General features: G+C 64.2%; 27 protein-coding genes. 13 read left to right on the top strand and 14 right to left on the bottom strand.

Features of this window, described 5'->3' with window-relative positions; genetic code table 11:
• Window positions 1-106: 106 nt before the first annotated feature.
• Both WBA38_RS02925 and WBA38_RS02930 read left to right on the top strand, forming a co-directional pair.
• Window positions 107-316 carry a helix-turn-helix transcriptional regulator gene (locus WBA38_RS02925; protein WP_424294015.1) on the top strand — a complete coding sequence of 70 codons (210 nt, stop codon included), beginning with the start codon at window positions 107-109 and terminating at the stop codon, window positions 314-316.
• The gene (locus tag WBA38_RS02930) at window positions 313-813 is read left to right on the top strand and encodes a hypothetical protein (protein WP_424322000.1); all 501 of its coding nucleotides are present in this window, start codon (window positions 313-315) and stop codon (window positions 811-813) included. The genes WBA38_RS02925 and WBA38_RS02930 overlap by 4 nt, the downstream gene beginning before the upstream one ends.
• A gap of 6 nt (window positions 814-819) precedes the next feature.
• Here the strand turns inward: WBA38_RS02930 and htpX are convergent, their stop codons facing one another.
• Window positions 820-1,689: a zinc metalloprotease HtpX gene (gene htpX, locus WBA38_RS02935; RefSeq protein WP_424294013.1), complete on the bottom strand. Its 870-nt coding sequence runs from the start codon at window positions 1,687-1,689 to the stop codon at window positions 820-822.
• Between the two features lie 144 nt (window positions 1,690-1,833).
• Window positions 1,834-2,853, bottom strand: a complete 1,020-nt coding sequence (locus WBA38_RS02940) for a polyprenyl synthetase family protein (protein WP_424294012.1) — start codon at window positions 2,851-2,853, stop codon at window positions 1,834-1,836.
• Window positions 2,854-2,951: 98 nt separating this feature from the next.
• Between WBA38_RS02940 and WBA38_RS02945 the strand changes: the two genes are divergently transcribed.
• Window positions 2,952-4,211 (top strand): geranylgeranyl reductase family protein, encoded by a 1,260-nt coding sequence (locus WBA38_RS02945; RefSeq protein ID WP_424322001.1) that lies wholly within the window; start codon window positions 2,952-2,954, stop codon window positions 4,209-4,211.
• A gap of 11 nt (window positions 4,212-4,222) precedes the next feature.
• Here WBA38_RS02945 and WBA38_RS02950 read toward each other — a convergent pair whose 3' ends face one another.
• The 3 genes from WBA38_RS02950 to menD are packed head-to-tail and all read right to left on the bottom strand — an operon-like array spanning window position 4,223 to window position 7,093.
• Window positions 4,223-4,969, bottom strand: a complete 747-nt coding sequence (locus WBA38_RS02950; RefSeq protein WP_424294010.1) for a demethylmenaquinone methyltransferase — start codon at window positions 4,967-4,969, stop codon at window positions 4,223-4,225.
• Window positions 4,970-4,979: 10 nt separating this feature from the next.
• Window positions 4,980-5,408 (bottom strand): hypothetical protein, encoded by a 429-nt coding sequence (locus WBA38_RS02955; protein WP_424294009.1) that lies wholly within the window; start codon window positions 5,406-5,408, stop codon window positions 4,980-4,982.
• Window positions 5,405-7,093 (bottom strand): 2-succinyl-5-enolpyruvyl-6-hydroxy-3-cyclohexene-1-carboxylic-acid synthase, encoded by a 1,689-nt coding sequence (menD, locus tag WBA38_RS02960; RefSeq protein WP_424322002.1) that lies wholly within the window; start codon window positions 7,091-7,093, stop codon window positions 5,405-5,407. The genes WBA38_RS02955 and menD overlap by 4 nt, the downstream gene beginning before the upstream one ends.
• 39 nt (window positions 7,094-7,132) lie before the next feature.
• Between menD and WBA38_RS02965 the strand changes: the two genes are divergently transcribed.
• Window positions 7,133-7,747 carry a class I SAM-dependent methyltransferase gene (locus tag WBA38_RS02965; protein WP_424294007.1) on the top strand — a complete coding sequence of 205 codons (615 nt, stop codon included), beginning with the start codon at window positions 7,133-7,135 and terminating at the stop codon, window positions 7,745-7,747.
• Window positions 7,748-7,807: 60 nt separating this feature from the next.
• Window positions 7,808-9,055, top strand: coding sequence for a saccharopine dehydrogenase family protein (locus WBA38_RS02970; protein WP_424322003.1), 1,248 nt, complete (start codon window positions 7,808-7,810; stop codon window positions 9,053-9,055).
• Window positions 9,056-9,083: 28 nt separating this feature from the next.
• On the opposite strand, the gene WBA38_RS02975 is transcribed toward WBA38_RS02970, so the two are convergent.
• From WBA38_RS02975 to WBA38_RS02990, 4 genes are read right to left on the bottom strand one after another with little or no spacing between them, the layout of a single operon-like run.
• On the bottom strand, window positions 9,084-9,740 hold the full coding sequence (locus WBA38_RS02975; protein WP_424294005.1) for a PaaI family thioesterase: 657 nt from the start codon (window positions 9,738-9,740) through the stop codon (window positions 9,084-9,086).
• Between the two features lie 49 nt (window positions 9,741-9,789).
• A complete protein-coding gene (locus WBA38_RS02980; RefSeq protein WP_424322004.1) occupies window positions 9,790-10,452 on the bottom strand; it encodes a TetR/AcrR family transcriptional regulator in 663 nt (220 codons plus the stop codon).
• Between the two features lie 4 nt (window positions 10,453-10,456).
• Window positions 10,457-11,233, bottom strand: coding sequence for an enoyl-CoA hydratase (locus tag WBA38_RS02985; RefSeq protein WP_424322005.1), 777 nt, complete (start codon window positions 11,231-11,233; stop codon window positions 10,457-10,459).
• Between the two features lie 31 nt (window positions 11,234-11,264).
• Window positions 11,265-12,335: an enoyl-CoA hydratase/isomerase family protein gene (locus WBA38_RS02990; RefSeq protein ID WP_424322006.1), complete on the bottom strand. Its 1,071-nt coding sequence runs from the start codon at window positions 12,333-12,335 to the stop codon at window positions 11,265-11,267.
• Window positions 12,336-12,547: 212 nt separating this feature from the next.
• Here WBA38_RS02990 and WBA38_RS02995 point away from each other — a divergent pair, with 212 nt between their 5' ends.
• Genes WBA38_RS02995 through WBA38_RS03005 form a run of 3 tightly spaced genes read left to right on the top strand, consistent with a single transcriptional unit; the run spans window position 12,548 to window position 15,744 of the window.
• The gene (locus tag WBA38_RS02995) at window positions 12,548-13,501 is read left to right on the top strand and encodes a 1,4-dihydroxy-2-naphthoyl-CoA synthase (protein ID WP_424293232.1); all 954 of its coding nucleotides are present in this window, start codon (window positions 12,548-12,550) and stop codon (window positions 13,499-13,501) included.
• Window positions 13,502-13,542: 41 nt separating this feature from the next.
• Window positions 13,543-15,228 carry an MFS transporter gene (locus WBA38_RS03000; protein WP_424322007.1) on the top strand — a complete coding sequence of 562 codons (1,686 nt, stop codon included), beginning with the start codon at window positions 13,543-13,545 and terminating at the stop codon, window positions 15,226-15,228.
• A gap of 9 nt (window positions 15,229-15,237) precedes the next feature.
• On the top strand, window positions 15,238-15,744 hold the full coding sequence (locus WBA38_RS03005) for an SRPBCC family protein (RefSeq protein WP_424293234.1): 507 nt from the start codon (window positions 15,238-15,240) through the stop codon (window positions 15,742-15,744).
• Between the two features lie 190 nt (window positions 15,745-15,934).
• Here the strand turns inward: WBA38_RS03005 and WBA38_RS03010 are convergent, their stop codons facing one another.
• A complete protein-coding gene (locus WBA38_RS03010; RefSeq protein ID WP_424293235.1) occupies window positions 15,935-16,996 on the bottom strand; it encodes an LLM class F420-dependent oxidoreductase in 1,062 nt (353 codons plus the stop codon).
• A gap of 262 nt (window positions 16,997-17,258) precedes the next feature.
• On the opposite strand from WBA38_RS03010, the gene WBA38_RS03015 reads away from it, so the two are divergent.
• The 4 genes from WBA38_RS03015 to menE are packed head-to-tail and all read left to right on the top strand — an operon-like array spanning window position 17,259 to window position 20,335.
• Window positions 17,259-18,479, top strand: a complete 1,221-nt coding sequence (locus tag WBA38_RS03015; protein ID WP_424322013.1) for an anion permease — start codon at window positions 17,259-17,261, stop codon at window positions 18,477-18,479.
• Between the two features lie 31 nt (window positions 18,480-18,510).
• Window positions 18,511-18,783 carry a hypothetical protein gene (locus WBA38_RS03020; protein ID WP_424322008.1) on the top strand — a complete coding sequence of 91 codons (273 nt, stop codon included), beginning with the start codon at window positions 18,511-18,513 and terminating at the stop codon, window positions 18,781-18,783.
• A gap of 48 nt (window positions 18,784-18,831) precedes the next feature.
• Window positions 18,832-19,143 (top strand): DUF3349 domain-containing protein, encoded by a 312-nt coding sequence (locus WBA38_RS03025; protein WP_424293237.1) that lies wholly within the window; start codon window positions 18,832-18,834, stop codon window positions 19,141-19,143.
• Between the two features lie 16 nt (window positions 19,144-19,159).
• Window positions 19,160-20,335 (top strand): o-succinylbenzoate--CoA ligase, encoded by a 1,176-nt coding sequence (gene menE / locus WBA38_RS03030; RefSeq protein WP_424322009.1) that lies wholly within the window; start codon window positions 19,160-19,162, stop codon window positions 20,333-20,335.
• Window positions 20,336-20,344: 9 nt separating this feature from the next.
• On the opposite strand, the gene WBA38_RS03035 is transcribed toward menE, so the two are convergent.
• Both WBA38_RS03035 and WBA38_RS03040 read right to left on the bottom strand, forming a co-directional pair.
• Complete coding sequence (locus WBA38_RS03035; protein ID WP_424322010.1) at window positions 20,345-21,673, bottom strand: PE-PPE domain-containing protein; 1,329 nt, start codon at window positions 21,671-21,673, stop codon at window positions 20,345-20,347.
• Window positions 21,674-21,838: 165 nt separating this feature from the next.
• The gene (locus WBA38_RS03040; RefSeq protein ID WP_424322011.1) at window positions 21,839-23,200 is read right to left on the bottom strand and encodes a PE-PPE domain-containing protein; all 1,362 of its coding nucleotides are present in this window, start codon (window positions 23,198-23,200) and stop codon (window positions 21,839-21,841) included.
• Window positions 23,201-23,393: 193 nt separating this feature from the next.
• Between WBA38_RS03040 and WBA38_RS03045 the strand changes: the two genes are divergently transcribed.
• Complete coding sequence (locus WBA38_RS03045; RefSeq protein WP_424322012.1) at window positions 23,394-24,281, top strand: 1,4-dihydroxy-2-naphthoate polyprenyltransferase; 888 nt, start codon at window positions 23,394-23,396, stop codon at window positions 24,279-24,281.
• Between the two features lie 96 nt (window positions 24,282-24,377).
• Here the strand turns inward: WBA38_RS03045 and WBA38_RS03050 are convergent, their stop codons facing one another.
• Window positions 24,378-25,037 carry a Clp protease N-terminal domain-containing protein gene (locus tag WBA38_RS03050; RefSeq protein WP_424294298.1) on the bottom strand — a complete coding sequence of 220 codons (660 nt, stop codon included), beginning with the start codon at window positions 25,035-25,037 and terminating at the stop codon, window positions 24,378-24,380.
• Window positions 25,030-25,296: a helix-turn-helix domain-containing protein gene (locus tag WBA38_RS03055; RefSeq protein ID WP_424294297.1), complete on the bottom strand. Its 267-nt coding sequence runs from the start codon at window positions 25,294-25,296 to the stop codon at window positions 25,030-25,032. Before WBA38_RS03055 ends, WBA38_RS03050 begins: the two co-directional genes overlap by 8 nt.
• Between the last annotated feature and the right edge of the window lie 116 nt (window positions 25,297-25,412).

Here is a 25,412-nt window from a genome sequence, read left to right on the forward strand (position 1 = left end):
TATTTCTGGGCTGCGAATGTGACAGAAAAGCGCAGATCCGCCGGGACGACGAACCCAAATGTCAAAGATCCTTGACATCTTGTGACAAGTGGACTTGACTTCAATCATGTCCGACGACACCCCGGTGAAGGCCGCACGCACCCGTGCGGGAATGCGACAGGCCGACCTTGCCACCGCCGTGGGGGTCAGTCGGCAGACGATCGTCTCCCTGGAACGCGGCGACTACTCGCCGTCGGTCTACCTGGCGATCCGAATTGCTCGTTCGTTGGCAAGCACAGTCGAAGAACTCTTTCCACTACCGGAGGAAGACCGATGACCGCACGCCCTGCTGGATCCACCACAACCCTGCCAGGCCTACTACTCGGCAAGTCCAGCGACGCCTGGGGCGACGAACGCGAACGCTCGGTGATGCTTGAGGCCTACGCCTACGTGTTCGTGCTCGCGACCATCGTGTTGTGGACAGCGGCCGCCGTCATCGCCTGGTTTGTCCCCTGGTGGGTCACGCTGGTGCTATTCCTCGCGCTGATCATCCCGTCGATGGAGTGGCAACGGTATTGCAAGGCTCGCGACGTTGACGCCAACCTCCTCGCCTACGGCGGCTCGTCATGGCTTCGAGCCACCCTCATCGGCGTCTATTTTGGCGTGTGCGCCATCTCAATGACCGTGGCGGTCCTGACCGAAATCGGTCGCGGCAACTCCGTCACTGGCGGCCTCATCGGCGGCGTCCTCGGCATGATTGGGGCGGTCACTGGCGCGCGTTGGGCGGCCAGACGTAAAGCTCAACGGCTCCTCAACGACGACGACGCGCAGTAACGCCGATCAGTTCCGCTGGCCGCCGTTGCGGGCCATTTCCTGTAGCCGCGCAATGCGCTCCGCGGTCGGCGGGTGCGTCGAGAACAGCTTCGACATCTTCTCGCCCGCACGGAAAGGGCTCTCGATCATCATGTGCGACTGATTCGCCAACTCCGGCGTCGGCGGCAGCGGCGCGGCCGCAATCCCGCCGGAGATTTTCGACAACGCCGACGCCAGGGCCAACGGATCGCCGGTGAGTTCGGCACCGGATGCGTCCGCTTGGAACTCGCGCGCCCGCGATACCGACATCTGGATCACCATGGCCGCGACCGGGCCGAGGATCGCAATCAGAATCATCGCCAGCGGGTTGGGACCGTTGCCGCGGTTACCTCCAAAGGCACCCATCCACATGGCCATATTGGCCAAAGCGCTGATCACCGCGGCCATGGCACCGGCGACCGAGCTAATCAGGATATCTCGGTTGTACACATGCGACAGCTCATGGCCGAGAACCGCACGGAGCTCCCGTTCGTCGAGCAGGTCCATGATCCCCGTCGTACAGCAGACGGCCGCATTCTTCGGGTTGCGTCCGGTCGCGAACGCATTCGGCGACTCGGTGGGGCTGATGTACAGGGCAGGCATTGGCTGTCGTGCTTGCGTCGCGAGGTCGCGGACAATTCCGTACAACGCTGGCGCTTGCACTTCGGTCACCGGTTGGGCATGCATGGCACGCAACGACAGCTTGGCGCTGTTGAAGTAGGCGTAGGCATTTGTTCCGATGGCGAGCAACACCGAAAACACTAGGATCGTCGGATTCCTGAAGAGCGCTCCAATGCCGACGATGATCGCCGACATCAAGCCCATCAGTGCCGCGGTCTTGAGCCCATTGAAGTTCAAGAGGACCTCACTGTCTAGGGAAACAGGTTCACTACGACAAACGCGCCGATGCGCCGGGAAGTTCCAGCAAACCAACAACAACCCACGTAGCTGTTGCGGATATTACGTGAACTAGGTCCGATTCCGGCGCAGACGTAACCGAACTTAGCCCACGCGGTCGACGGTGTAGCGAACCAGCGCGCCGAAGGCATCGTTTGCCGGGCCTGCGGGCAAGCGTGCCAGGAGTTCGTCGGCCTCGGCAGCCATCTGTTCTAGACGAACTTGCGCTTGCTTCATGCCCTCGGAGTTCACCAGCAGATGCAGCGCTTCGTCGACCTCGGCATCATCGACCAGGGCGCGTGCCGCGCCGGTCTCGGCGTCGACGAGTAGTTCCCGGAGACGATCCTCGGTTGCGCCTTGGCCGGCCAAAGCGAACAGCACCGGTAGCGTGTGAACGCCCTCGCGCAGGTCCGTTCCCGGAGTCTTTCCCGATTCGCCCGTCACCGACGCAATGTCGATGAGGTCGTCGGACACCTGGAAGGCCGTGCCAACGACGTCGCCTAGCCGAGCCAGCGTCTCGACGGTCTTTTCGTCTGCCCCGGCGGTGAAGGCACCAAAGCGGCCAGCCGTCGCGATCAACGAGCCCGTCTTTTCCCACACGACCTTCAGATAGTGCTCGACGGGATCGGCACCGGCGGTCACACCGACGGTTTCCCGCATCTGCCCGGTGATGAGTTCGGCGAACGTATCGGCGATGATCCGCACCGCTTCCGGGCCCAACGTCGAAACCAGGCGCGAGGCGCGGGCAAACAGGAAGTCGCCAGCGAGGATCGCGATCGAGTTCGACCATCGGGCGTTGGCCGAGGGTGCGCCGCGACGCAACGGGGCTTCGTCCATCACGTCATCGTGATAGAGCGTCGCCAGGTGGGTCATTTCCAGGACCGTCGCGGAGGTAATGACCTCCTCGGAGCCCGGCTGCGGACCAAAGTGCGACGACAAGATCGCGAACATCGGCCGGAATCGCTTACCGCCCGCTTTCGCGAGGTGCGTTGCGGCTTCGACCAGAATGTCGTCGCCAGACGACAGCTCACTGATCAGCAGATCCTCGACCCGCTGCAGCGACTCCTGCACCTGATCGGCGAACTCGCCGGTCCCGAGATCCAGTCCGGCAAAAGTGGACTTCACGTGTTTGGCCCAATCCCATCGGTGATCCGAACGGCGTGGATTCGTCGTTCGGCGACACCAGAAGCGTAACTGCTACCCACGACAGACATACTTGTCGGGTGACCAGCGCAACGCCCGGCGAGGCCATTGACGATTCCGCAGACCTCCTCGTGGTGGGTGCCGGACCAGCAGGTTCGGCAGCCGCCGCGCAGGCCGCAGCGCGTGGTGTCGACGTCCTATTGATCGACGCCGCACACTTCCCGCGCGACAAGACCTGCGGCGACGGCCTCACCCCGCGCGCAGTCGCGGGCCTGCACAAACTCGGGATGAGCAGCCTGCTCGACGACCGTCCCCGCATCCGCGGACTGGAACTCAACGGCTGGGGTGTCCGACAGCGCGTCGACTGGCCGGGGGCGGATCATTTCGGGCATTACGGCAGTGCCATCGCCCGCACGGAACTCGACGACGCAATCCGACAGTTCGCGGTCGGACAGGGTGCCCGAATGCTGTCGGGCGCCAAAGCGATCGGCGCGCAACTGGTTGGTGGCCGGATCGAGTCGGTGACCCTCGTGCACAACAGTCAGCGCAAGCAGATCAAAGCTAAACATGTGATCGTCGCAGACGGGGTGCGGTCGGCATTGGGCAAGTCTTTGGGACGGACGTGGCATCGCGATACCGCCTACGCGGTCGCGGCCCGCTCGTACGTCGATTCGGATTTGGCCGATTCGGCATGGATGGGCTCGCACCTGGAGCTGCGCGACCCGCAGGGCGCATTGTTGCCCGGCTATGGCTGGGTGTTCCCGCTGGGTAACGGCACTGTGAATGTCGGCGTTGGCGCACTGGCCACCGCCAAACGCCCGGCGTCGATGGCGCTGCGGTCAATCGTGGAGCATTACGCCGCGATGGTGTCCGACGATTGGCAGCTCACCTCGCCGCCTCGCGCGATTGCGTCGGCAATGCTGCCGATGGGCGGCGCGGTCAGCGGAATCGCCGGTGCCAACTGGATGCTGATCGGCGACGCCGCAGCCTGTGTGAACCCCCTTAACGGCGAGGGCATCGACTATGCGTTGGAGACCGCGACGATGGCTGTCGACATGCTGACCGCCCAGAATGATTTCACCGGCGCCTGGCCAGCCATGTTGCGCGCCGAGTATGGCACCGCGTTCGCCGCAGCACGTCGGGCCGCGGGACTGCTGACCATGCCGCAAACGGTGCCGATCTTGGGTCGCCCCGGCATTCGTTCGGCGAAACTGATGTCGACGGTGGTGCGCGTGATGGGCAACCTGCTGACGGCCGACGACGCCGACCTGATTGCCCGCGCCTGGCGCAGTGCCGGGCGGGTGACGTCGGGGCTCGAGAACCGTCCCCCGTTTACCTAGGCTTTTGTTGCCTAGGCTTTCTTGATGCCCTTGTGGATCGCGACGATGCCGCCGGTCTGGTTTTCCCAGGCGACGTCCTCGAAGCCGGCGTTGGCGATGAGCTTGGCGAGACCTGCCTGATCGGGCCATGCCCGGATCGACTCGGCGAGGTACACGTATGCGGCCGGATTGCTGGAGACGGCGGTCGATACCGACGGGAGCGCCTTCATCAGGTACTCCATGTAGACCTTGCGGAACGCCTTCATGGTGGGCGTCGAGAACTCGCAAATCACGAGGCGACCGCCCGGCTTGAGGACGCGACCGAGCTCCGAGAGCGCCAGCGGCACATCGTTGACGTTGCGCAGACCGAACGAGATGGTCGCGGCGTCGAACGAATTGTCCGCGAACGGGAGGTGCTGGGCGTCGGCGGCGACCTTCGGGACGTCGCGCTTGGCGCCGGCGCGCAGCATGCCGAGCGAGAAATCGGCGGCAATGCAGGTGGCCCCCGACGATGCGAGTTCGACCGTCGAGACGGCAGTTCCCGCAGCGAGGTCGAGGACAATGTCGCGCGGCTTCAAGTCCAGCGTGCGGCGCGTGGCCCGACGCCAGCGGCGGTCCTGCCCAAACGACAGCACCGTGTTAGTGATGTCGTAGCGGCGAGCGACACCGTCGAACATCTCGGCAACCTCGGACGGCTCCTTGTCGAGGCTCGCGCGGGTACCTGCGCCCCCGTCGTGGATCTGGCCGTCGTGGATCTGGCCGTCAGTGCTGTCAGTCATGGTCTCCAGCCTAAACGCGACGGCTGCGACGACCGGTCTCGGCCACCCCAACCATAAGCAGAATCACCAGCACCCACCCGGCGGCGATGACCGAGAGCGCAGGTAGTAGCGCCAGGCTCGCATCACGTCCGACGGGACGCGCCAAGTTATCGGGGTCGGTCATGTCGTAGTCGACGAGAATCCGCTGCCCGGTCGATAGCTGCGTCGGGTACAGGAGTCCAAGTTTGGGGTTGCGGAGGACCCCGTCCGGCGTCACGAAGTTGACAGCCGCGTGCAGCCGGTCGGCGGAGATGACGTCGGCGACGGCCGTTGCTTTGTTCGCGTCGATCTTCGCATCATTGCGGTAAGCGCCGACGATGATCACCGTGCCAATCAGGGTCACGATGACACCGAGCGCGGCCAGCGCGATCTGAACGCGCCGCTGCACGATACGAGTCATGGTTGCCCAGGGTAGTCGGAAGCCTCGGGAAGTCGTGCAGCGATGCGCGCATGCAATTGCCGCAGGCCGTCGCGGCTGGTCCGGACTTCCACCACTTCGATGCCGCCCGCAGGTGCGGGCTCAGCGAGGACGCCGGGAAGTTCGTCGATCCTCGCGACGCGGTAACCGATATTGAAACCGGCACACATGGCGGCGAGGTCGGTGCGGTGCGGTGTCCCGAAAATGCGGTCGTACACGCCGAGGTAGGCATCCCGCGCAAATCGGGGATCCCCCTGTTCGAGGAGCGCGAAAATGCCTCCGCCGTCGTCGTTCGCGACGACGATCCGCAGGTCGGCGGGGCGCGGTTCGTCGGGTCCGATGATGAGTCCGGTGGCGTCGTGGATAAACGTGAGGTCGCCCATGAGTGCGACGGTACGACTGCCGCTGGCGAGGGCAGCACCGATTGCGGTGGCGTTGGTGCCGTCGATGCCTGCGACGCCCCGGTTCGACATCACCTTGACGGCCGGGTCGACTCGTCCGGCGAGTGCGACGTCGCGGATCGGGTTCGACGCCCCCAAGACCAGGGACTCTCCGGGGCGCATTGCGGCGGCCACGGCACGCGCCACGTGCAGTCCGGTGACCTCGGCGGTGGCGTCGAGTTCGGCGGCGACGGCGGCGTCGACTGCCCCGCCGAGCTCCGCCGTGTGCCCGAGCCAGTCGGGTGTCGGATCGTTGGTTGCGATGGCGCGAGTGCCGGTGGCGCAGACATTGCCGGACACATCGGGCCAGCGCGGCCCAGTGGTGAGCGCATACACATCGACGGCCGGATCGGCGAGCAGCCTCGACACGGAACGGTGCAGGGTGGGGCGCCCGCAGATGATCGCCTGCTGCGGTTTGAGCTTTCCCAGCGCCAGCGGATGCAGCGGATTCTCCGGATGGGGGGCGGTCGGTTCGGCGACCGTCGGTAGCGCCGCGAGTTCGGGGTGTACGCCCGCACCATGCCCGGAGACGACGACGGTGTCGCGTGACAGGTCGATCTCGAGCGGGATATCGAGTTTGCCGACCGGCGACATGGTCCACGGTGCATCCCCGGGTCGACCGGCGAACCGGCCACCGTCGGCGACTGCGAGGTCGGTACCGGGGTCGTCGTCGACGTCGGGAATGAGGGGTTCGCGCAGCGGGATGTCGAATTGGACGGGTCCGGGGTTGCCGGTGCGGGCACCGCGAGCCGAGGCGAGGACGCGTCCGACCGCCGACCGCCATTGCGAGTTGGTGTCGAGGACTTCTTCGGCGAGTCCGAGGCTGATGGCTGCCCGGACCTGCGTGCCGAACATGCCGAACTGTTCGATGGTCTGGTTGGCACCGGAACCCAGGAGTTCGTAGGGCCGGTTGGCGCTGATCACGACCAGCGGCACGCGCGCGTAGTTCGCCTCGAAGACGGCGGGGCCCATGTTCGCGACGGCGGTACCCGAGGTCATGACGATCGGCACCGGGTGTCGGGAGGCGACGGCGAGACCGAGGGCGAGGTACCCGGCCGACCGTTCGTCGATGCGCACATGCAGTCGCAACCGCCCCTGGGCATCGGCGGCGTGCAGGGCGAAGGCGAGCGGCGCATTGCGCGATCCGGGGCACAGGACGGCTTCGGTGACGCCGCCGCGGATCAGTTCGTCGACGATCACGCGAGCCTGCAGGGTGGACGGATTCATGTCCTAGAGCCTAGGTGTCGACCGCACTAGGCTGGACACATGGGCATTTACTCCGAGCACGTCCTCCCCCGAATCATCACCAAAACGTGCGGGATGCCGGGCATGAACAAACTCCGGCGACAGGCGTGCGCACCGCTCACGGGCGAAGTGGTGGAGATCGGATTTGGCTCGGGATTCAACGTCGGCCAGTACCCGGCGGCGGTGACGCGTGTGTCGGCGGTGGAACCGAGCGATGGAGGCTGGCGGCTTGGCACCAAGCGGGTCGCGACATCGAATATTCCGATCGAACGGGCCGGGCTGGACGGGCAGCGTCTCCCCTTCGACGACAACTCGTTCGATTCAGCGCTGTCGACGTTCACCATGTGCACCATCCCCGACCTTCCCGCGGCCCTCGCTGAGCTGCGACGAGTCGTCAAACCCGGTGGGGTCTTGGCTTTTCTGGAGCACGGTCGGGCACCGGAGGCGGGGGTTCGACGCTGGCAGCGTCGGCTTGAGCCAGTGCAGAAAAAGCTGGGTGGCGGCTGCCACTTGACTCGTGACATTCCCGAGATGATTGGCGAATCCGGCTGGGAGGTAGTCGATCTCGATTCGTTCTATGCCGAAGCCGCACCCAAGCCGTTCGCCGCTTTTTCACTCGGCTGGGCCCGCAACTGACGTGCCTTCCCGCGCGCGGTCGGTCGATTCTGTGGACTACTTCACAGTAGGGTCAATCCCATGAGTCGCGAATTCGACATCGTCGTTTATGGAGCCACCGGTTTTGTTGGCGAACTGACCGCTCAGCACTTGGCCGACCGGGCGCCAGCGGGCACCAAGATCGCGCTGGCTGGCAGGTCTGAAACGAAGCTGGCGGCGGTCCGACGACGACTCGGCCCGGCGGCGCGCGAATGGCCGCTGATCGTTGCTGACTCGGAGTCCCCGTCGTCGCTCGACGCGATGTGCGAACGCACGCAGGTCGTGTGCACCACGGTGGGTCCGTACCTGCGGTATGGCGAAAACTTGGTGATTGCGGCGGCTACCGCAGGGACCGACTATGTGGATCTGACGGGCGAGGTCCCTTTCGTTCGGTATTCAATCGATAAGGCCGATGAGATTGCGACCGCGACGGGCGCGCGCATTGTGCACTCGTGCGGTTTCGACTCGATCCCCTCGGATTTGGGCGCCTACCTGCTCCACCGCACCATCGCCGAGGACGGCGCGGGCGAGATGACCGACACCACCATGGTTGTCACGTCGTTGCGCGGCGGCGTGTCCGGCGGAACCGTCGATTCGATGCGGGTGATTGCCGAACTCGCTAAGGACACCGAGATGCGGCACCTGATTATGAATCCGCAGGCGCTGTCGGGCGACGCTGGCGAAACGCCGCGCGCCGGCATCAATTCTGAGCCAAGCGACATGAGTCCGGTTGATGCGAAAAAGGTCGATCCCAGCTTGCGCGGCACCCTCGCCCCGTTCTTCATGGCGTCGTACAACACGCGCGTGGTTCGGCGGTCGAACTTTTTGCTCGACGGTGCCTACGGCGACGGCTTCCGCTACCAGGAGACGATGTCGGTCGGCGGTGTTCGCGGCGTGTCGGCGGCGCTCGCCGGTGTGGTGACGGTCGGCATTGGCGGCTTCTTGGGCGCGATGAGCTTTGCCCCGACTCGCAAGGTGATGGACATGGTGCTGCCGAAGCCCGGCACCGGTCCGAGTGAAAAGTCCCGCGAGACAGGCAATTTCGCGACCCAAACGTTCACGACCACCACGTCGGGCCGCCGTTACCGCTCGCAGATGCGCGCGCACGGCGACCCCGGCTACAAGGCGACCGCCGTGATGCTGGGCCAGAGCGCCCTGGCGTTGGCGCTCGACCGCGACCGTCTCCCCGACCGCAAGGGCGTCTTAACCCCCGCCGTCGCCATGGGCGACGCCCTCATCGACCGCTTGCAGACCGCAGGCTTCGTCGTCGAAGCCCACGAACTGAAGTAACCCCGCCACACAGGCACACCCGCTGGAGCTAGGCTTGGCCCGGCTTGAGTGCGATGAAGAGGGCGTCGACTTCGGCGCAAAGGCGGTCGCCGTCGTGGATGGTGCCTACGACGTAGTACTTGCGTCCTTCGAAGCGGTCCACCCAGACGCGCAAGTCGAGGGGTTTGTCGAGCGGTGTCAGCGACCGATACTGCACGGTCAGATATGCCGTGCGTGCGACGCCGCGCAACTTAAGCGCCGCCGCCATGCCACCGAGATCGTCGAACGCAACCGCCACGTGGCCACCGTGCGCGACGCCGTTGCCGCCCAGGTGGAACCGACGGAAAGTGACCGCGGCATGTACCCCGTCGGGGCCACCGTCAATGATCTCGTACGGCGGCAGCGTGATGTTGCCGCGCGACGGCAAATCGATCCGGGTACCCGACGGCGTGGTCCATTCATCGACGGCAACCGCGTCAAGCTTTTCGTTGAGACCCCGAAGGTTCGCGATCACCTCGTCAGCCAATTCGGGCGACGGCGCGGCGTAGCGCACTTTATCCATCAGGGTGCGAACCTGCTCGATCATCTCCCCGTAATGGGGGCCACCGATCTCGGTGGTCACTTCAAAATCGGCTCGGAAGCCGCCCTCGTGCCGTGAACGTTCATCGGCCGGGACATTCCAGTCTTGCTCGGGCGCACCCTTCATCGTCTCACCGTATCTTCTAGCGCCGACATGCTCTGCAGTCGGCGTCCGCTCACCGATCCTGGAGTTCCAGAAGCCGGTCAATTTTCGACTCGATTGTCGCCAGCCGGTTGTCCGACGCCTTTCCCGTTCCTATCACGAGGTCGACGATTTGCCGTCCTACACCGGCCGTGTGCACGGTGCGACCGGCATACATTTGTCCGCGTGCGCTGTGCTCTAGGGTTCCGAAGATCATGTCTCGGACCAGCGCGGTCGGCAGTGCCGGGTCCATCTCGCCCGCGGCTTTCATCTCATCGATGACAGCCGCATACAGCCGCGTGTACTGCCTGTTCGACTCAATAACGACCGTCGCAAGTTCGGTCCCGGGGAACGCTTGCGCGGTGTGGATGAAGACCTGAACGAGCGGCCACTCACGTGTCATAACTTCGCACCAGTCGTGGACCAAGCGGCGCAGCCGCTCAGTGGGAGTCGCCTCGGATTCGGCGACGACGGTGGCCCCCCGCTGCTGTATCGCGTCATAGAAGTCGACGGTGACAGCAGTCAGTAACCCCAGCTTGCTGGCGTAATGCACAAACACGGTGCCTTCGGAGACCCCGGCGCGGCGGGCAATCTCGGCGGTCGTCGCCGCCTGGAACCCGGAGTCGGCAAAGCAGGCGGCGGCCGCAGCGCGCACGGCGCTGCGGGTCCGCTCACTCTTGCCCCCAACCGGTTTCATCGTCTTAGCGGTGAGTGAAGGTCGGTTCGCGCTTCTCGGTGAAGGCCGCCATACCTTCGGCTTGGTCTTCGGTGGCGAACAACGAGTAGAAGAGGCTGCGTTCGGCGCGGACGCCTTCGGTCAGACTCGACTCGTAGGCGCGGTTAACTGCTTCCTTGCCGTACGACGACGCGATGAACGACTTGCTCGCGATGGTTGCCGCGACCTCGCGGGCCGTCGCGACGACGTCTTCCTTCGGGACAACGCGCGAGACGAGGCCGAGACGCTCAGCTTCGTCGACCTTCATCTGGCGGCCGGTAAGGATCAGGTCCATAGCCTTGGCCTTGCCGATGGCGCGGGTAAGGCGCTGCGAGCCGCCAATACCGGGGATCACGCCTAGATTGATTTCGGGCTGACCGAAGCGAGCGGTGTCGCCTGCGATGATGATGTCGCAGAGCATGGCGAGCTCGCAGCCGCCGCCGAGGGCGTAGCCGGACACGGCTGCGATGATCGGGGTCCGAGCGCGGGACAATTCGTCCCACGCGGCGAAGAACTGCTCTCCGGTGACGTCGGCGAAGCTCTTAGACTGCATTTCCTTGATGTCGGCACCTGCGGCGAAGGCCTTTTCACTGCCGGCGATCACGATGGCGCCGATGCCTGCGTCGGCGTCGAATCCGCGAACTGCATCAACGACCTCACCCATAAGTTCCGTGTTGAGGGCGTTGAGGGCCTTGGGGCGGTTCAGGGTGATGACCGCGACGCGGCCGTCGGTCTCGGTGAGGATGGTGTTGTAGTCGGTCATGGGGTCTCCAATGCGGTTGGTCGGGGAGGTCTTACGGGTTGGTGATGACGAGTTCCAGGCCGTCGGCGAGCGGAGCAAAGAAGCCATCGACGTCGCTGGTGTTCACGGCGTCGAGGGTGGCCGGTTCCCAGGTGGGGTTGCGGTCCTTGTCGATGACCTGCGCACGGATTCCCTCGGCCATGTCGTGGTTGCGGATGCACCGTAGCGAGACGCGGTACTCGCGGTGCAAAGTCTCGTCGAGGGTGTCGAGAGGCTCGCGCAGGGCGCGCAGTGTGACCGAGAGCGTGGTCGGACTCTTGCCAGCCATCGCGGCGGCGGCCTTGGTTGCGGCTTCGTTTCCAACAGCCTCGCACCGGGCGATGATCTCGGCGACGGTGTCGGCGGCGAAGGCCTCGCGGAGCCAGTCTCGCTGGGCGTACAGCTCAGACTCGGGTGGCGTTTGCGCGTAGGTGGCTAACGCTTCGTCGAGCGAGGTGTCGGCAATCGCGGCGACGAACGCTTCCAGGTCAGCACCCAGAACATAGTGGTCGGCGAGGCCGAGCGCGATGGCATCGGCACCGTTGATCGACGCGGAAGTGAGGCCGAGGTAGATGCCAAAGTTGTCGACGATGTGCGCCAGCAGGTGGGTTCCGCCGACGTCGGGGACGAAGCCGATGCCGGTCTCAGGCATGGCGAGACGTGTGCGGTCGGTGACGATGCGTGTGTTGGCATGCGCGGAGACGCCAACACCGCCGCCCATCACAATGCCGTCCATCAATGCCACGTAGGGCTTCGAGTACTTCGCGATCTCGGAGTTCAGTTGGTACTCCTCTCGCCAGAACACGGCAGACGGGCAGGCTGCGGCTTCCACGTCGCCTACACCGGCCTCGAGCAGTGCGGTGGCATCGCGGTGGATGGACACGATGTCGCCACCGGCACACAGGCCGCGCTCACCAGCTCCCGACAACACGACGGCCTTGATGGCTTCGTCGTCGCGCCAGGCGCGCAGGGCGTCGGCCATGATGGCCACCATTTCGTCGTTCAACGCGTTGATCGCCTTCGGGCGGTTGAGCAGCAAGTGCCCAACCCCTCCGCGCTGCGTCACCAGAACCGGCTGTTCCATTCGTCTATGCGCTTTCATCCGTGCGGCAGTCGCTCCCATTTATGAAGCAACACTCAATTTTCGAACCTAACACTTGACCCGGCATGACAGGAACTATGCCCGCTGAAGATGCTAAGAAATTGAGCATCACTTGACCACTGTTGACTGTCTCTCCCCCGCGCTGGCGACGGCATCGGCAACGCGACGCCGGGTAGCAACTAAGGTCAGGTGGCATGACACCGCAACAATCGCCATTTGACCCGACCCAATGGAAGGGCGTCGCAGGCTTCGACAACCTCACCGACATCACCTATCACCGGCACGTCGGCGAGGGCCGAGCCAATGGCATCGTCCGCATTGCATTCGACCGCCCCGACGTCCGCAATGCCTTCCGCCCGCACACGGTCGACGAGTTGTACCGCACACTCGATCACGCACGTCGCTCCCCCGACGTCGGGACCATTCTGCTGACCGGCAACGGCCCGTCCACCAAGGATGGCGGTTGGGCCTTCTGCAGTGGCGGCGACCAGCGCATCCGCGGCCGCAGCGGCTACCAGTACGCCACCAGCCACGACAGTGACGTCGCCGCGGCGACCGTCGACGGCGTCGACGAAGGCCGAGTCAAGGCCGAGGGCGGCCGCCTGCACATCCTCGAAGTGCAGCGCCTGATCCGCACCATGCCGAAGGTAGTTATTGCCGTCGTCAACGGCTGGGCAGCAGGTGGCGGGCATTCGCTGCATTCCGTCGCCGACCTGACGTTGGCATCCCGGGAGCATGCGCGCTTCAAGCAGACCGACGCCGACGTGGGCAGCTTCGACGCCGGCTACGGCAGCGCCTACCTGGCCAAGCAGGTCGGGCAGAAGTTTGCCCGCGAAATCTTCTTCCTCGGTGAGGCCTACGACGCCGAAACCATGCACAAGATGGGCGCGGTGAACCGCGTTGTCGACCATGCCGAGCTCGAGAACACGGCCATCGAATGGGCGCGCGCCATCAACTCAAAGTCGCCGACCGCGCAGCGCATGTTGAAGTTTGCCTTCAACCTGGTCGACGATGGCCTGATGGGCCAACAGGTGTTCGCCGGCGAGGCGACGCGCCTGGCGTACATGACCGACGAGGCCGTCGAAGGTCGCGACGCTTTCCTCGAAAAGCGTGACCCAAATTGGGACGCGTACCCGTACTACTACTAGGCATCCCACAAAACACGACGCCGATGGGTTGAAATCGACACATGTCAGACGTTCGCGATAAATCTGACAACGCCGAAATCGTTCAGCCGCCGACACGCCGCGAATGGATTGGGCTCGCAGTCCTCTCCATCGGCCTCGGACTGATCGTCCTCGACGGCACGATCGTCGGTGTGGCACTGCCGGTAATCATCGCCGACCTGAAGCTCGACCTCACCGACGCCCAGTGGGTGAACAGTCTCTACGCCGTGGTGCTGGCTGCGCTGCTGCTATCGACGGGACGACTGTCGGACCGGTGGGGCCGGAAGAAAATGTTCCTGTTTGGCCTCACGATCTTCGTCGGCGGCAGCCTGCTTGCCGCCGAGGCCGGGTCTGCGGGCATGTTGATCGGGGCCCGCGCCGTGCAGGCCGTTGGTGCTGCGTTCATCATGCCGTCGACGTTGTCGACGGTGAACACGGTGTTCCGCGGCAAGTATCGAGCCGCCGCATTCGGCGTCTGGGGTGCAGTGATTTCCGGGGCCGCGGCGATCGGCCCGCTGGCCGGTGGTGCCCTGACGCAATGGGCTTCGTGGCATTGGATCTTCTTGGTGAACTTGCCGCTGGGCATCTTGGTTGCCGTAGCGGCGATCTTCACCGTGCCCGAGTCGAAGGGCCGCAGCGACCGTCCCGGTGCCGACGTCGACGGCGCGCTGCTGAGCATCATCGCCTTTGGAGCCCTTGTTTTCGCGGTCATCGAAGGACCTGACCTGGGCTGGTGGAAACCGATCAATGAGTTCCGCGCCTTTGGTTTGACGTGGTCCACCAATGCTGCGATTTCGATTGTTCCGGTCGCATTCGCTATCGCGGCGGCAGCACTTGGCCTGTTCCTGATCTGGGAGAACCACCGCCGCAAGAATGGCCGGTCGGCGCTGCTCGATCTTCGACTGTTCCGTCTTCCCACGTTCTCGTGGGGCAACCTCACGGCTACGACCGTGGCGGTCGGCGAATTTGCGCTCCTGTTCGCGCTGCCGCTGTACCTCATCAACGCTCTAGGTTTCGACGTGATGGAGGCCGGTCTGGTGCTGGCGGCGATGGCTGTCGGCGCGTTCGTCTCCGGTGCCTTGGCTCGACATCTCGCCGCCCGGTTCGGTGCCGCCACGACCGTCCTCATCGGCCTCGGCTTAGAACTGATCGGCGTGCTAGTTCTGGTCCTGGTAATCCACGGGACCACCTCCGGCTGGATCATTGCGCTCCCGCTGATCGCGTACGGTCTGGGCCTCGGGCTCGCGTCCGCCCAGCTCACAAGTACTGTGCTGCGTGACGTTCCGGTCGACGATTCGGGTCAGGGGTCGGCCACGCAGAGCACTGTCCGCCAGGTCGGTTCGGCGTTGGGCACCGCCTTCTCAGGTGCGGCGCTGTCCATCGCCCTCGCGATCACCCTGCCCTCGTCGTTGACCAGCGCGGGAATCTCCGGGCCGGAGGCAGACCACCTCGCCGACGCCACCCGAGAGTCGGCGGGCACGACCATCTCGATGCTGCGTGTGGAAGGCACCCATAGTCCGGTGGGCGAGCAGACCAACGATGCCGTCCACGCGCTGGCTGACGGATTCGCCGACGCCACCCGCTGGTCGATGCTCGTCGGTGCGCTGTTCCTGGCACTCGGCTTTATCGCCGCGACTCGACTGCGTCGTGCCAGTGCCACCACGAAAGCTAGTCGACGGCGTCCGACACCGTCGTTCACTCACGAATAGAGGACCTTCATGCGCTTGCGCGACAATCCCATCATTCAGGTCAGCCGGAATCTGCCGTGCACCCCGGAGCAGGCGTGGGCGCTCGTCACCGACATCGCGCTCCCCACACAGGTCGACGGCGAATTGCAGCGCGCCGAATGGATCGACGGCGCCGACGGTGTGGCCCCCGGGGCCCGTTTCCGTGGCTTCAACGCCAGCGACGCGATGGGCGAATGGACGACGCTGTCGGAGGTCGTCGACTTCGAGGACGGTCGTCGTTGGGTGTGGTCCGTCGGCCCCGACTCCGCTGACACCGCCGGTGCCTCGTGGGCAACGTGGGGATTCGAGGTCGACCCCACGCGCGACGGCTGCGTCGTCCGACAGTTTGCACGCGCCGGCGACGGCGACTCCCCCTTCGCGGCGGTCGTAGCTGCTACCCCAGAGAAGGAAGGCCGCATCATCGACTACCGCCTCAACGTGTGGCGTCAAGGCATGGAAGCCAACCTCGACGCCGTCGAAGCTGCGCTCGCACCGTGACTAGGCCGAACCCAAAGTTGTGACCGAGCATTTTCGGCAACTCTCGACCATGAACCTGAATCGGATTCGCATTTTCGGCATTCTTGGGTAACGGATGGAGTGTCGCTGCTGCCCTAATAGTTTCCGTATCTGCCAGATACAGGCAGCTACGGAAGCTATTAACGTTCGACGAGCCTCGACGGCGCGCGACCTAGCCGATGAGTTCCTTCATCACGGCCATGTCGTCGACGCGCTGCTTGTGGGTGCTCGCGACGGCGGAGCCGAGGATGACGCTGGCGCCGCTACCGCGGAAGCGGTCGACCTGCTCGGCAACCTTGGCGCGCGGGCCAATGAAGCTCATGGCTTCAATCAGTTCCTGCGGGACGGCCGCGGCTGCCTCGTCCTTGCGGCCTTCCAGGTATAGGTCCTGGATCAGCTTGGCCTCTTCGACGTAGCCGTACCGCTGCACGAGGGCGTTGTAGAAGTTCTTGCCGCGCGCACCCATGCCGCCCACGTAGAGAGCCGTGTGGTGGCGGACCGCGGCCTGGGCGTTCGCGATCTGGTCGGCGTCCTCGGTAATCAACACCACGGCCTGCACGACGATCTTCAGATCCGGCAACGACGGATCGCGCTTAGCCTTGCCCTCGGCCAACGACTCACCAAACGCCGCGTCGACGTGATCGGGATGGAAAAGGAAGGGCTGCAGTTCCTCAAACATTTCGGCAGCGAGCGACACGTTCTTCGGGCCAATAGCGGCAAGGAGCATCGGGATGTTGTCGCGCACCGGATGGTTGATGATCTTCAGTGCCTTACCGAGGCCACTGCCACCGTCTTCCTTGGTGAGCGGCAACTGGTAGTGCTTGCCGCGATGCTCGAGGCGTTCACGACGCCACACCTTGCGGCAAATCTCGGCGTTCTCGCGGGCCCGGCCCAGCGGGTAGTCGTACTTGACGCCATGAAAGCCCTCAATCACCTGCGGTCCCGAAGCCCCGATACCCAAAACCGTACGACCGCCGCTCACATAATCGAGGCCGGCCGCCGTCATCGCGAGGTTGGTTGGCGTCCGCGAGTACATCGGCAGAATGCCGGTCTGCAATTCCATGGTGTCGGTGCGGGCCGCAATGTAGCCAAGCTGGCTGACGGCGTCGAAGGTGTAGGCCTCGGCAACCGCGATACGACCAACGCCGACCCCCTCGTAGTCACGGAGGTTATCAATGGTCTCGCGGAAATCTCCCGCGTAATTGATCGGCATTCCCAGCGTCATCTGCGTCATGGGCCGATTCTGGCACATCGTCTCAATCCCCATCCGACGACGCGCAACACCCGCGGATGCCCGGCACCGGTTCACCTGCCGGACACCTGCGTTCCACCTGGACTTCCCAATCACCTAACAACACCCGGTGACCCGTTACCCACCAGCAGATGAACTTTGAGTTAACGAGGTAGCTGAATGTAGATATCCGCAGGTCAGAGGACTAATGACTACGTCACACCGTCTTGACTCGGACCAGGCTGGAACCGTCATAGTGGTGGTCATGACCGCAGAGATGCTCATCCTCGTGCTGTTGATAGTCACGGCCCTCGGCTTTGACTTCACCAACGGGTTTCACGACACCGGCAACGCTATGGCCACGTCCATCGCCACGGGCGCCCTCAAGCCCAAGGTTGCCGTTGGTCTGTCGGCAATACTGAACTTGGTCGGCGCGTTCCTTTCCGTTGAGGTTGCGGCAACCATCACCAAGGACGTGCTGAAGATTCAGCAAACATCCGGTGACGACAAAGGCGACCTCGTCGCCGGGCTCGACGCCAACAAGGCGTTGATCATTATTTTCGCCGGCCTTATCGGTGCCATCCTGTGGAATCTCTTCACCTGGCTGTTCGGTCTGCCGTCGAGTTCGTCGCACGCCCTGTTCGGTGGCCTGATCGGTTCCGGCCTCGCGGCCATCGGCTCGTCGGGCATCAACTGGCACGGCATTCTGGCAAAGATTGTGGTCCCCGCACTGTTTGCCCCGGTCATCGCTTGCATCGTCGCCGCCCTCGGCACGCTCCTGATCTACGCGATCACCCACGGCATCTCCGACCGCAAGAAGGAGAAGGGCTTCCGGAACGGCCAGATCGCTTCCGCGTCGCTCGTCTCCCTCGCTCACGGCACCGGTGACGCACAGAAGACGATGGGTGTTATCGCCCTCGCCCTGATCGCGACCGGTCACCTCGATGCCAGCAGCGTGGCCCACGGCCTCCCGTTCTGGGTTGTCCTCTCCTGTGCCGGAGCGATTGCCCTCGGCACGTGGCTTGGCGGCTGGCGCATCATCCGCACCCTCGGCAAGGGCCTCGTCGAAATTAAGGCCCCGCAGGGGATGGCTGCCGAAGCTTCATCCGCGGCCATCATCCTGACTTCGTCGGTGTCGGGCATGGCACTGTCGACCACGCACGTCGCCACCGGCTCGATCCTTGGTTCGGGCCTAGGAAAGAAGGGCGCCGAAGTCCGCTGGGGCGTGGCAGGCCGGATGGCCGTTGCCTGGTTGACGACACTCCCCGCCGCCGCCCTTGTCGGCGCACTCTGCTTCTGGCTCGCCAACGCTGTCGGCGGCGCTACGGGCGCCATCGTGATCTTCCTGGTCCTCGTCTCCATGTCCGCGTACATCTACTTCCGCGCCCAGCGCCAGAAGGTCGACGCCGACAATGTCAACGCCGAATGGGACGACTCCACCAACTCGCCAGTGCCAGCCGCGGGTGACCCCGCAGGCCAGGCCTAATCGTCGAACCAGAGAAAGGCACTACTTCCTCATGGACATCGTCACTTCCATCACCCGGGTCCTAGCCATCGGACTCCTGTTCGGTGCCGGCCTGCCCGCACTGTTCGCGGTTGGCATGCGACTAGAAGCCATCGGCCACGGAGACACCGGTAAGGAGCCGAGCGCGGGTCCCCGCATTCTCGGCTACGTGCTCTTCGCCATCGCTGGGCTCGTGATCGCGATCGCCATCCTGTGGATCACGCGGCAAACGCTCTACTACTACTTTGACCTGAAGATTTTCCCCGACTTCGCCTACAAGAAGTGACGGCCCCTCAAAAGCTTGCCAACGGTCTGAAAGGCACTGGTTAACACCATGGCACCATCGCTGTTCGACAACGTCATCAAGTGGGTTCGCGCGGGATACCCCGAGGGTGTCCCGGCATCGGATTACCCACCGCTCCTGGCTCTGCTGACTCCGGTCCTGTCTGAAACTGAAATCACCGACATTGTGCTGACGCTCGCCCTCGAGCACGGTGCCGACACTCCGGCCTCCCCGGAACGAATCCGCGACGCTATCCATGCGGTCACCGAAACTGCACCGTCCGAAGATGAGACCCGCCAGGTGGCCGCTCGACTGGCCGCCGCCGGTTGGCCGCTGACCGACCACGTCATCGTCGCCGAATAACGCCGCTGATCCCGGTATGTCTGCGCGCGTCCTTCGGCCGCTAGTTTTGCCCGCAAATCCCGCCGTGCTCGATGCCCGGCGGGATCTGTTGGCTCTGCTCAACGGCGAGGCCGCCTACTTGCCACTCCCCGCTGATTCGCCTGCCGAAGTGCAACGACTGTCACAGGCATTGGCTGTCGACGAACCCATCCGGGACGACGCAGTCCTCGTCGTATCGACATCGGGCACCACGGGTACTCCCAAGGGCGCGATGCACACGGCGGGCTCATTGCGGGCCTCCGCCGACGCCACCGCCGAACAGCTCGGCGGCCCCGGCAGTTGGCTGCTGGCCCTCCCCCCGCACCACATTGCGGGGATGCAGGTGATGCTCCGGTCGTTGGCCGCGGGCCACGACCCGGTCGTCTTAGACCTCACCGAGGGATTTAACCCGGTCACCTTCGCTGAGGAACTTCGGTCCATGCGCGGCGAACGTCGCTACACCTCGCTGGTCCCGGGACAACTGTGGAAAGCGCTCAGCTACCAACCGGCCGTCGAGGCACTTCGAGATGTTGATGGCATCCTCGTCGGCGGTGCCGCCACCGGCCCCGACCTGCTAGCCGCCGCATTCGACGCGCGCCTACCGATCGTCCGCACCTACGGCATGAGCGAGACCGCTGGCGGCTGCGTCTACGACGGCTCCCCCCTCCGCGGCGTCCAGATCAAAGTCAGCGACCCCGACGACGCCGGCATCGGCCGGGTCGCTCTTGGCGGGCCGACCCTGGCCCTCGGCTACCGCAACCTCCCCAACCATCCGGCATTCGCCGAACCCGGCTGGTTCCAGACCGATGACCTTGGCCGATTTACCAGCGCCGACAGCGGCGATCTTCTCGAAATCGTCGGCCGGGCCGATGAAGCGATTTCCACGGGCGGTCTCACCGTAATCCCACAGATCGTTGAATCGGTGCTGCAAGCGTTCGGCGAAATCGCCGAGTGCGCCGTGTTTGGACTGCCAGATGATCGACTCGGCGAGAAGATCGTCGCCGCAGTCGTGCTGACACCAGGTTCAGACCTGGACGTGGCCGCGGTTCGTGAACTGGTGACGAAACGGCTCGACCGCTACGCGGTACCGCGCAAAATCTTCTACGTCGATGCACTCCCACTGCGCGGGCCCGGCAAGGTCGATCGCCGGGCACTCGTCGAGCAGTTCTCGTAACGCACCGACTTATGCGGCGGGAAGGAGCGCGTCACTGTCGGACGGAACGTTAGCGCCGACATCCGCAATGGCCGGTGTCTCCGCCGCATCATCACCGATGGCCGGGGCTGGCACCCCCTCAACAGTCGGCAACTCGGGCGCCTCACTGGGCGCGACCGTGTCGGGCACCGCGGGCGCACTCGGCTCTGCCAGGTCCGGTCCATCTTCGCTGTTGGGCAGCACGATCGGTGCCACCGCTGGCTGCGGATTCACCACCCCCGGCAGCGCCGGGTCGACGGCCGTCGGGTCGGCAACCGGCACCGTCGGGTCAGGGGTCAGCGGCACCTCGTGAAGTTTCACCGTCGCATCGGTATTCACCGCCGTAATCTCCTGGGTTGGGAAGAACCATTCCGCCAAGGCATCCCAACGCTCAAGTCGCGCCAGCGACACCGGGATACCCAGCCAGCCGTAAACCATCTCCCGGAACAGCGCGATCGGGTGGAAGGTGTCGTAAATCTCGTAGGTGCTGTTGCCCTCGTAACTCTTGAAGGTTTTGATGTGCTTGAGGTTCTCGATGTGCGCGTACGTGTATGGGCCGGTACCCGTATGGATCACCGAGTAGCCGAGCAGATTCACGACCAGCGACGTCACCGGCCGGTACCAGGTCCATTGGGCGTGAGCGATAGTGTCGCCCTGCACGATGACGTGAATCACGGTGGTGTCGCCGGTCTTGCCCGGGTCGCGAGCACCGTCGTTCTGGACGCCGAGCAGGCCCAACAGCAGACCGGAGAAGGGCACATTCTTGAGCGCCCCCTTTACTCCCCAGGGGCTACGCGGATCGGAGATGATCAGGACCGTGGTGTTAGGGCCCAGCGAACCGGCTTCCTCTGCGGCATTACCCAACGCGTCGGCGCCTTGCGAGTAGCCGGTGTAGACGATGACCTCGCCCGAATCTTTGAGCGTTTTCATCACTTCCACGGTGTGTGCCACTGCCACCGACTTCGATTCGTCGTACGTGGGTGCCCACAGCGGTAGCCACGCACCAGACTTACCTGAGATCGCTGGCCAGAATGATTCCGGGTAGCGGATGATCAGCGATTCGCGGTCGCCGATGAGGTCGTTGATGCGCGGGGAGCGATTGTCGGTGGTGCCTGGAACCACCACGACGAAGGCATCGTCCGAGTTGGGAACCCACATTCCGAGTTGATTGTGATCGGCGTGCAGGGTGTCCCCCGGAAACGCGATCGTGTCCTCGAAACCGGCAGGCATCGGACTCGCCGACACCAGCGCGCCTGGCACCACCAGCCCCAAACTGATTCCGAATGCAGCAATTGCCGACGCTACTTTATTGCGCTTCACAGTAATCTCCACGACTGAAGTCGTCCCCCGACGAGACGATGTCCACACATCGTCCCGCCTCGGCGGCAAAAGCATGCCTCGTTTGCCGTAAATGTCGATTATTCAGAAGCGCATAATTGGCAGCCGTGCCCGCAACGCAAGCAAAGGCAGCGCTCAACCCTGCAGTTAGGCAGCGGGCGTGAGGGATTCGTCGCTGGATGTGTCGCCGGCAGCATCGACACCCGCGATATCACCGACCGGTTCAACTGGCGCTTGAGCGTCCGAGGAATCCGAAACTGGGCCCTGCTGGCTCAAGTCTTCAGTGACCGGAGCATCGGGTGCCGCATGACTCGGGGCGGTAAATCCGGGCCCATAGTCGTTGGTAACCGGGTCGCCCTGTTCGTCGACCAATTGGTGCTTCGGCTCCGACGCCGAGCGCAATGTCGACTCACCGTCAGAGGCGTCGGTCGCCGGATCGCCAGCCTCGGGAACAGTTGGCGCGGATACCGGCGATCCCGAGGACAACGGCACCTCGTGAACCTTCACCTTCGGGTCGGCGTTCGATACCGAAACCTCCTGGGTTGGATAGAACAGTTCGGCACTCGCATCCCAACGCTCCAACTGCGTTTGTGACACCGGCAAGCCCAGCGCGTCGTAGATCATCGCGTTGAACAGCGCGATCGGGTGGTAGGTGTCGTAGATCTCGTAGGTGCTGTTGCCGTCGTCGCTCTGCAGAGTCTTGACGTGATTGAGATTCTCGGTGTGCGCGTACGTGTACGGGCCGGTCCCGGAATGGATCGTCAGGAACCCCAGCCCATTCACAGCCAACGACGACACAGGCCGGTACCAAATCCACTGGGTATTGGCGACGGGATCGCCCTGCACAATCACGTGGACTACCTTGGCGTCGCCCGCCTTTGCGGGGTCGCGAGCACCGTCGTTATCGATGCCGATGACCTTAAGCACCTGGTCCGCGAACGGCACCTTCTTGCCGAACGACTTTATCCCCCATGGGCTGCGTGGATCGGAGACTAGCACGATGGTCGAGTTGGGCCCCAACGTACCGGGCGGTGCCTGCTCAACAGCGTTACCCAAGGCGTCCGAACCCTGCGAATAGCCGGTGTAGACAATCACGTCGTCGGCGTCCTTCAACGCCTCCATCACCGCGAGGGTGTTGTTCGTGGCGACCGAACGTGACTTATCGTAGGTCGGCGCAAAGAACGGCAGTTTGCCAGACTTACCGGCGATCACCGGGAAGAACGATTCAGGGTAGTTGACGATCAGCGATTCGCGCTCCCCGACCAAGTCGTCAATGCGCGGCGACCGATCATCATCGGTGCCGGGTACCACCACGACAAAGGCATTGTCGGCGTTGGGAACCCAATCCCCGAGTTGGTCATGATCGGCAGTGAGTTGCTCGCCGAGCGTCCCGACCGATTGATCGAAGCCGGCGGGTAGCGGGTTCGCTGTCGCCAGCGCCCCCGGAACCACAAGTCCCGCACAAATTCCGCATGCTGCTACCGACGTCGCAATTCTTCCGCGTTTCAAGGCACGTCCCCCACTGAATGTCACTTAATGGCGAGACGTGTCCTCCGCATCGTCGCGCCGCAACAATAAAAACATGCCGCAATCTCCCAAAAACAGTCCTTCCTACAGTGACGTATGAACGGCTGTCACCTGTTCTCGTGACACCTACGGAGTCGTTCCCAGTGGGCCAACTCCGGGATGAGAGACTGATCCCGTGGCAACCGTGACTCAATGGATCGAAGGCGCTCGACCGCGCACCCTCCCCAACGCAATCGCTCCGGTGATCGCGGGCACGGGTGCCGCCGTGCACCTGAGCAGCATCGACGGGCACAACGACGTCGTCTGGTGGAAAGCCGCACTCGCGCTCGTCGTCGCACTGGCACTCATCGTTGGCGTGAATTACGCAAACGACTACTCCGACGGCATCCGCGGCACGGATGACGATCGAGTCGGCCCGCTGCGACTCGTCGGATCCGGGGTCGCTTCCCCCGGGTCGGTAAAGGCCGCGGCGTTCACCTGCCTGGGCGTCGGTGCCGTCGCCGGGTTGGTGTTGGCCATCGCGACAGCGTGGTGGCTGGTGCTGATTGGTGCGGTCTGTATCGCTGGCGCATGGTTCTACACCGGCGGCAAACGTCCCTACGGATACTTAGGCTTTGGCGAGATTGCCGTGTTCGTGTTCTTCGGTCTGGTCGCCGTCCTCGGCACTCAATTCGTCACCGTCGGCACCATTGACTGGATCGGTATCGGATGCGCCATCGCGGTGGGCTCGTTGTCGAGCGCGGTCCTCGTCGCGAACAACCTGCGTGACATCCCGACCGACACCGAGTCCGGCAAGGTCACCCTCGCCGTCCGTCTCGGTGACGCCCGCACGCGCACCCTGTTCCTGGTGTTATGCCTGGTGCCGGTGGTCGTGAGTATCGGCCTCGCCGTTGCCGTTCCAGCCGCTGCGGCCGGTCTGATCGTGATTGTCCCACTCATTAAGCCGATCAAGTTGGTCCTTGGCGGCGCCCAGGGCCGCAACCTCATCCCCGTCCTGGCCCTCACCGGCATGGCCATGCTGGCCTGGTCGGTCGCCACCGCGCTGGGACTGTCGTTCGGGTAGCGGCACAGATCCGCTGCGCGTCGACGTTGCGGGATCCTAAACAAGGAGGGCGACAACGCATGATTGCGTCGTCGCCCTCCCGTTTTGATTGTCGTATTAGTGCGCGGGCGCGTCCGGCATGGTGGCGAGGACGGCAGCGCGGAGGCTGTCGACGGTCGTCGCCGATTCGACGACAGCTACTCCGGCCGGGTCACCACCGTCGAGGATGGCCAGGAGTAAGCGCGAGACGCTGATGTCCTGGTCGTGATGCTCGCGGGCGGAGTGGAACGCGTCCCGGATGGCTTCGCGTGCCGGCCCGGACAGCCGACTGCCACGGCCCCGACCGCGAGGCCCACGACGGCCGCGGCCGCCGCCCGGACCAAACCCCGGGCCTTCGCCGCATCCGCGACCACCTGGCCGTCCACGACGGGGGCGATCACCCCAGCCTTCGGAGAGGTCCTCACCGAAGCGGTCACCGACTGCTTCGCGCAGTTTGTCGAGGTCAATGCCGATGGTGAGCAGGGCTTCTCGGTCTTCTTCGTAGCGGTCGGCGCGATCTTTCGGATCGCTTTCCGAGCGCCGTTCGCGCACGGCCTCTCGGGCTGCCGCCAAGGTGAGCCCCTCGTCGGCCAGCACCGCGAACAGCGGACTGCGAGCGTTGCCCAACATGCCAAGGAGGAGGTGGTCGGTGCCGATCTCGCGGCTGCCGAGTTCTTGTGCTTCTTGCCCCGCGAACATCATCAGGGCGCGTGCGTCTGAGTTGAAACGGTCAAACATTGTTGCCGTCCTTTCCTACCGCTTGCGCGGCTTCACGATTTGAATGCTTTTGATGCACCGCTTGACGGCTGATCTGCAGAACATCGGCAATCGCCTGCCAGCTCCAGTCCTGCGACCTTGCCGAAGTCACATGAATGTCCTCGAGCCGGTCGGCGAGAGTTCGCAGAGCCCGAACCACGGCCAGTCCCGCTGCGGGGTCATCGCTAATCGCTGCCCGCATCATGGAATCGTCGCCGTTCGGTCGTTCATCACTGTGCATGATGTCAATATATGTTGACGCTCAACCTCTGTCAACAATTATTGACAATTGTTCGCTGCGCACGGCCCCCGGCCCGTTCTCGCATGATGCGTCGATTCCCGCACTATGTCGGACAT

The organism is Gordonia sp. (in: high G+C Gram-positive bacteria) (assembly GCF_049647785.1).
Classification (GTDB): Bacteria; Actinomycetota; Actinomycetes; order Mycobacteriales; family Mycobacteriaceae; genus Gordonia.